The sequence below is a fragment of the Ramlibacter sp. 2FC genome (genome assembly GCF_005503345.1).
GTDB lineage: Bacteria > Pseudomonadota > Gammaproteobacteria > Burkholderiales > Burkholderiaceae_C > SCMQ01.
On the sequence record NZ_SCMM01000009.1, the window covers coordinates 96,236 to 102,235 of the forward strand.

Sequence of the window (6,000 nt, forward strand, 5' to 3'; positions counted from 1 at the left end):
GGCCGGTCGAAGGCGCGTCCATGGCCCTGCTGCTCGGCTGCGATTTCTCCAGCAGTCCCTCGCGCCGCAAGCCCATCGTGCTCGCGCTCGGTCGGCTGGCCGCCGGCCGCGTGCTGCTCGAGCGCCTCGAAACCCTGGAGTCCCTGGCCGCCCTGGCCGACTGGCTGGGCGCGCCGCGCGAGTCCTGGGTGGGCGGCTTCGACCTGCCGTTCGGCCTGCCACGCGAGCTGGTCCAGGCCCTGGGCTGGCCGCTCGAATGGCGGGCCTGCCAGCTTCATTACGCCGCCCTGAGCCGCGAGCAGATCCGCGCGGCTTTCGCCGCCTTCTGCGCCGCACGGCCGGCGGGCGGCAAGTTCGCCCACCGCGCCACCGACGGGCCGGCCGGCTGCAGCACCAGCATGAAATGGGTCAATCCGCCGGTGGCCTTCATGCTGCATGCGGGCTTGCCCCTGCTGCTCGCGGCCGGCGCCCAGCTGCCGGGCCTGCAGGCGGGCGATCCGGCGCGCGTGGCGCTGGAGGCCTATCCGGGCCTGCTGGCGCGCGAGGTCCTGGGCCGCCGCAGCTACAAGAGCGACGAGCGGGCCCGCCAGACGCCCGAGCGCCTGATCGCGCGCAAGGACCTGATCACCGCGCTCGAGCAGGGCCGCACCCGCCTCGGCCTGCGCCTCAAGCTCAGCCACGCCCAGCGCGACGCCCTGGTCGACGACGCCAGCGGCGACCGCCTGGACGCCGTGCTGTGCCTGGTGCAGGCGGCCTGGGCGCAGCAGCGCCACGCAGCGGGCGATGCGCGCTACGGCCTGCCGGACTTCGACCCGCTGGAGGGCTGGATCCTCACGGCCTGAGCGACCAAGTTGCGGGGGTCAGATCGCGGCTGCCGCGATGTCGGCCGGCAGCTCCTCCAGCTGCGCCAGCGCCGCCAATGCGTCGGCGTCGGTGCGGTACATCCTCAGGCGCTCGCCCTCGACCAGCTCGCCGGCGCGGCGCAGCGCCTTTTCCACCGGCAGCTTGAGCCCGCTGATGTGCAGGGTCACGCCCTGCCGCTGCAGCTGGGTGCGCAGCTTGGCAAAGGTTTCCACGCCGGTGGCGTCGATGCGGTTGATCGGCTGCGCGAACAGGCAGACATGACGCAGTTTGTGGTGTGCGGCCATCTGCTCGGTGATGGCGCGCTCGAAGCCGCTGGCGGCGGCGAAGTCCAGCGCCGCGTCCATGCGCAGCGCGTACAGGTGCGGCGCCAGCGGCGGCAGCCGCCACAGGTGGCGGTCGCGCAGGCTGCCGTCGGGGTGCAGGCCCACCTCGATGATGCGCGGGTGCAGGCGCTGGTAGAGGAAATGGCTCAGCGCCATCAGCACGCCGGCCAGCACGCCCCAGTACAGCTGTGGCGCGGCCGCCAGCGTGATCGTGAAGGTCGCGCCGGCCGTGACGGCCTCGGGGCGCGAGATGCGCCACAGGCGTGAGAACTCGCGCGGGCGAATCAGGCCCAGCACGGCAGCCAGCACGATGGCGGCCAGCACCGCCTGCGGCACATGGCGCAGCAGCGGCGTGAACCAGAGCAGGGCCAGCAGCACCACGGCCACCGAGGCCAGGGTGGCCCAGGCGGTGCGCGCGCCCGCGTACAGGTTGAGCGCCGAGCGCGAGAACGAGGAGCTGGTGGGGAAGGCGCCGCTGAACGCGGCCGCGAGCTTGCCCAGGCCCTGGCCGATCAGGTCCTGGTCCTGGTTCCAGCGCTTGCCTTCGCGCTCGTTGTCCACCTTGGCGCTGGAGGCGGTCTCGAGGAAGCTCACCAGCGTGATCACCAGGGTGGGCAGCAGCAGCTGGCCCAGCGTGGCCCAGCCCGGCCAAGAGGGCAGGTAGGGCGCGGGCAGGCCCTCGGGCAGCGCGCCCACGACCGCGCCGCCGCCGGCCTCGAAGCCGGTCCAGACGCTCACGCCGGCCGTCGCGAGCACGATCAGCAGCACGCTGGGAAAAGCCGGGCGCCAGCGCCGCACCAGCATCAGGAGGGCCAGGCTGCCCAGGCCGAAGGCCAGCGAGGGCCCATGCAGGGACGCGAGCTCTCCGCGCCACAGCGCGCCGGCCGGCAGGCCCAGCAGGGCCGGCAGCTGGGAGCCGATGATGAGCACGGCCGCGGCCTGGGTGAAGGCCATCAGCACCGGCGCGCTCACCAGGTTGAGCAGCCAGCCGAAGCGCATGAAGCCCAGCAGCACCTGCAGCAGGCCCGACAGCAGGGCCAGCCAGACCGCGAGCTCGACCCAGCGCGCGCTGCCCGGCTCGGCCAGTCCGGCCAGCGAGGCGCCGATGATCAGGCAGCTCAGCGCCGTGGGCCCCACCGAGAGCCGGGCCGAGGCGCTGAACAGGGCCGCCACCAGGGCCGGCAGGATGGAGGCGTAGATGCCGGTGATCAGCGGCATGCCGGCCAGCGCGGCATAGGCCACGCTTTGCGGGATGACCATCAGGCCCACGGTCAGGCCGGCCAGCGCCTCGCCGCGCAGCAGCGCGGCGTCGGGGCGGGGCCAGTTCAGGAAGGGAAACAGGCGGTGCAGTCTGGACATGCCGTGATCCTACCCGGCGCTCAGGGGTCGACCGTCAAGGCCTCATCGCTGCGGCATGTCCTTGTACGAATAGCCCAGGCTGATCGTCGCGTCCTCGGGGATCGCCGGCATGGTCGCGTTCCAGGCCTCCCAGGCCGCGCGCAGCGCGGCCAGGCGCTCGGGCTGGCGGCCGCCCAGGTTGGCGCGCTCGCGCGCGTCGGCAGGGATGTTGAACAGGTAGTCGTTGCCGTCCACGCGCAGGTATTTCCAGTCGCCGTCGCGCAGCGCGCGCTGGCCGCGGTGGTTCATGCGCCAGTGGAGCGGGCGCGCGAAGCGGTGGCCTGCGTCGCGCAGCACCGGCGCCAGCGAGACCCCGTCCAGCGGGTAGGCCGCATCGGGCTTCGCGCCGGCCAGGTCCAGCATCGTGGCCGACCAGTCCATGGTCATGCAGTGCTGGCGGCTCACGCCGCCGGGCGCGATCATGGCCGGCCAGTGCGCGATCCAGGGCACGCGTATGCCGCCCTCGGTCAGGTCCATCTTGCCGCCGACCAGCGGCCAGTTGTCGGAGAAGCGCTCGCCGCCGTTGTCGCTGGTGAAGACGATCAGCGTGTTGTCCAGCTGGCCCTGGGCGCGCAGTGCCTCGACCAGCCAGCCTATGCCCTCGTCCATGTGGTGGATCATGCGGCGGTAGGTGTGGATGTTGCCGCCGTGCAGGTGGAAGAGGTTGTCCTTGACCTCGCCGGCGACGGCGCGGTCCTCGCGGGTCTCCCAGGGCCAGTGCGGTGCCGTGTAGTGCAGGCTCAGGAAGAAGGGCGCGTCCTGCTGCGCCATGCGCTGCACGTAGTCGACGGCGCGGCGCGACAGCAGGTCGGTCAGGTAGCCCTCCTCGCTGCGCGCCTCCTCGCCGAACCAGAGGTCGTGCACGCCGCGCGAGTCGCAGTGGCTGAAGTAGTCCACGCCGCCGGCCATGGGGCCGAAGAACTCCTCGTAGCCCGAGCGCAGCGGGCCGAAGGCCGGCGGGTAGCCCAGGTGCCATTTGCCGATCAGCGCCGTGCGGTAGCCGCTGGCCTGGAGCAGCGAGGGCAGGGTGGGGTGCTCGGGCGGCAGGCCCAGCACCTGGCTGCCGCGGCTCTTGCTGCTGATCGGCTCGTCGGCCGCGCCGCGCAGATGGTACTGCCAGCGTGCCGTCATCAGCGCGAAGCGCGTGGGCGAGCAGACCGGCGAGTTCGCGTAGCCCTCGGTGAATTTCAGGCCGCCCGCCGCCAGGCGGTCGAGCACCGGCGACACCGGGCCGAACGCGGCCTCGCGGCCGCCGTAGCAGCCGAGGTCGGCGTAGCCGAGGTCGTCGGCGACGATGAAGACGATGTTGGGGCGTTTCATCACTCGACCTTCATGCCGGTGCTGCGGATCACCCGGCTGTAGCGCTCGGACAGCTCGGCCAGGCGCTTGCTCGCGGCGGCGCCGGTCAGGCCCTCGTAGTGCAGGTCCAGGTTGACCAGGCGGGCCTGCACGTCGGGGCGGGTCAGCGCCTCGGCGAAGCCGCGCTGCAGGGTCTGCACCACGGCCTCCGGCGTGGCGGCCGGCACCATGGCGATGTAGACCACCTCCTGCTCCAGCCCCTTGAGGCCGGCCTCGGCCACGGTGGGTATCTCGGGCGCGAGCCTGGAGCGCTGACGGCTGGTCACGGCCAGGGCCGTGATCTTGCCGGCCTTGACATGGGGCAGCATGCCCGGCGTGGCCAGCACGCCGCCGTCCACTTCGCCGGCCAGCACGGCCGTCACGGCCGGGGTGTTGCCCTTGTAGGGGATGTGGCTGATCTTCATGCCGGTGGCCTCGGTGAAGACCTCGGCCGCGAGGTGGCCGGGGCTGCCGCTGCCGGCCGAGCTGAAGTTCAGGCCCTTGGACTTGCCCGCCGCGACCAGCTCGGACAGGGTCTTGAAGCCGGTCGAGGGGTGGACGCCGACCAGCAGGCCCGACGAGGCCATCACCATCACCGGCTTGAGGTCCGCCGGTTTGAAGGGCATGCCCTTGTAGATGTGCGGGTTGACGGTGAAGGTCGTGTCTATGCCGAACAGCACCGTATAGCCGTCGGCCGGGCTCTTGGCCACCAGGTCGGCGCCGATGTTGCCGCTGGCGCCGGGCTTGTTCTCGACCACGAAGGGCTGCTTGAGGCTGGCCTGTAGCCAGTCGGCGACCGAGCGGGCCAGGATGTCCGAGGGGCCGCCGGGTGGGAAGTTGTTGACGAACTTGACGGCCTTGGTTGGGTAGCTGTCCTGGGCGTCGGCCGGCGCAGCGGCCAGGGTCAGCGCGATGGTGGCGAGCGCCAGCAGCGCCACACGGCGGGGAAGTGGGGCATTCATGGTAGGCATTCCAGTTGCAGGAAGGAAAACGGGGGATCAGTCGAGTTGCACGCCGGTGGCCTTGATCGGCTTTTCCCAGCGCGCGAGGTCGGCGCGTTGCGCGGCGGCCAGTTCGGCCGAGGTGGACCCGATAGGCTCGTAGCCAAGCTTGAGCAGGCGTTCCTGCATCTCGGGTTTGCGTACCGCGACGGCCATGGCCTTTTCGATCCGGGCCAGGGTGTCGGGCGCCAGACCGGCCGGGCCGTACACGGCGAACCAGGCGGTGGCCTCCATGGGAATGCCGGCCTCCCTGAGCGTGGGCACCTCGGGCACCTGGGTGTCGCGCCGGGGGCCCGTGACGGCCAGGATGCGCACCTTGCCCGCGCGGTGCAGTTCGGCGGTTTCCGACACCACGTCGAACTTGTAGCCGATGTGCCCGCCCAGCAGCGCCGTGTTAGCCGGGCCGCCGCCCTGAAAAGGCACGTGGTTGAGCTGGATGCCGGCGCTTTGTTCCATGAGCACGCCCATGAAGTGCGGTAGCGTACCCAGGCCGGGCGTGCCGTAGCTGGTTTCGCCCGGTTTGGCCTTGGCCTGGGTCACCATCTCCTGGATGGTCCGGGCCTGGCTGCCGGGGCCGGCGACCACGCCGAACTGGAATCGGGCGATCTGCGAGATCGGCGTGAAGTCCCGGGCCGGATCGTAGTCCAGCTTCTTGTAGGCGTGCGGAAACAGCACCATGGGCCCGCTGGGCAGGACGATCACGGTCTGCCCGTCGGGCTTCGAGAGGCGCGTCTGCGTGAGCGCGATGCGCCCGCCCGCGCCGGGGCGGTTCTCCACCGTCACCGGGCTGAAGTCGTTGCGCAGGCCGTCGGCCACCAGGCGGGCCAGCGTGTCGGCCGAGCCGCCCGGCGGGAAGCCGACCAGAATCTTCAGCGGCGGCTTGTCCTGGGCCTGCGCCAGGGCGGTCAGCCCTGCCAGCAAGCCGGTGGCGAGACAGCGGTGGAACCAAGTTGTCATGCGGGTCTCCGTGCGCCGGTCAAAACCGGCAAAGTGTTGTGAATGAAAGAGTCATACGTTGAAGGCTTAGCCAGCTACGGCGGCCCCGAGTCATGCGTGCACATTCGTGAGGGTGTGGG

Annotated in this window: 5 protein-coding genes; 1 reads left to right on the forward strand and 4 read right to left on the reverse strand. The window is 71.5% G+C overall.

Going from position 1 to position 6,000, the window contains the following annotated elements; all coding sequences use genetic code 11:
• The first annotated feature begins 20 nt into the window (after positions 1-20).
• Positions 21-842 (forward strand): DUF429 domain-containing protein, encoded by an 822-nt coding sequence (locus tag FFS10_RS06370; RefSeq protein ID WP_137892713.1) that lies wholly within the window; start codon positions 21-23, stop codon positions 840-842.
• Between the two features lie 18 nt (positions 843-860).
• Here FFS10_RS06370 and FFS10_RS06375 read toward each other — a convergent pair whose 3' ends face one another.
• From FFS10_RS06375 to FFS10_RS06390, 4 genes are read right to left on the reverse strand one after another with little or no spacing between them, the layout of a single operon-like run.
• On the reverse strand, positions 861-2,546 hold the full coding sequence (locus FFS10_RS06375; protein WP_137892715.1) for a SulP family inorganic anion transporter: 1,686 nt from the start codon (positions 2,544-2,546) through the stop codon (positions 861-863).
• A 42-nt stretch (positions 2,547-2,588) separates the two neighbouring features.
• Complete coding sequence (locus FFS10_RS06380) at positions 2,589-3,905, reverse strand: sulfatase family protein (protein WP_137892717.1); 1,317 nt, start codon at positions 3,903-3,905, stop codon at positions 2,589-2,591.
• A complete protein-coding gene (locus FFS10_RS06385; protein ID WP_171016070.1) occupies positions 3,905-4,885 on the reverse strand; it encodes a Bug family tripartite tricarboxylate transporter substrate binding protein in 981 nt (326 codons plus the stop codon). The genes FFS10_RS06380 and FFS10_RS06385 overlap by 1 nt, the downstream gene beginning before the upstream one ends.
• A 36-nt stretch (positions 4,886-4,921) precedes the next feature.
• Positions 4,922-5,881 carry a Bug family tripartite tricarboxylate transporter substrate binding protein gene (locus tag FFS10_RS06390; RefSeq protein ID WP_137892721.1) on the reverse strand — a complete coding sequence of 320 codons (960 nt, stop codon included), beginning with the start codon at positions 5,879-5,881 and terminating at the stop codon, positions 4,922-4,924.
• Positions 5,882-6,000 lie beyond the last annotated feature (119 nt).

Excerpts from the sequence above, each read along its gene's own strand:
- FFS10_RS06375 (WP_137892715.1), bottom strand. The coding sequence starts at position 2,546 with ATGTCCAGACTGCACCGCCTGTTTCCCTTCCTGAACTGGCCCCGCCCC.
- FFS10_RS06380 (WP_137892717.1), bottom strand. The coding sequence starts at position 3,905 with ATGAAACGCCCCAACATCGTCTTCATCGTCGCCGACGACCTCGGCTAC.
- FFS10_RS06370 (WP_137892713.1), top strand. The coding sequence starts at position 21 with ATGGCCCTGCTGCTCGGCTGCGATTTCTCCAGCAGTCCCTCGCGCCGC.
- FFS10_RS06390 (WP_137892721.1), bottom strand. The coding sequence starts at position 5,881 with ATGACAACTTGGTTCCACCGCTGTCTCGCCACCGGCTTGCTGGCAGGG.
- FFS10_RS06385 (WP_171016070.1), bottom strand. The coding sequence starts at position 4,885 with ATGAATGCCCCACTTCCCCGCCGTGTGGCGCTGCTGGCGCTCGCCACC.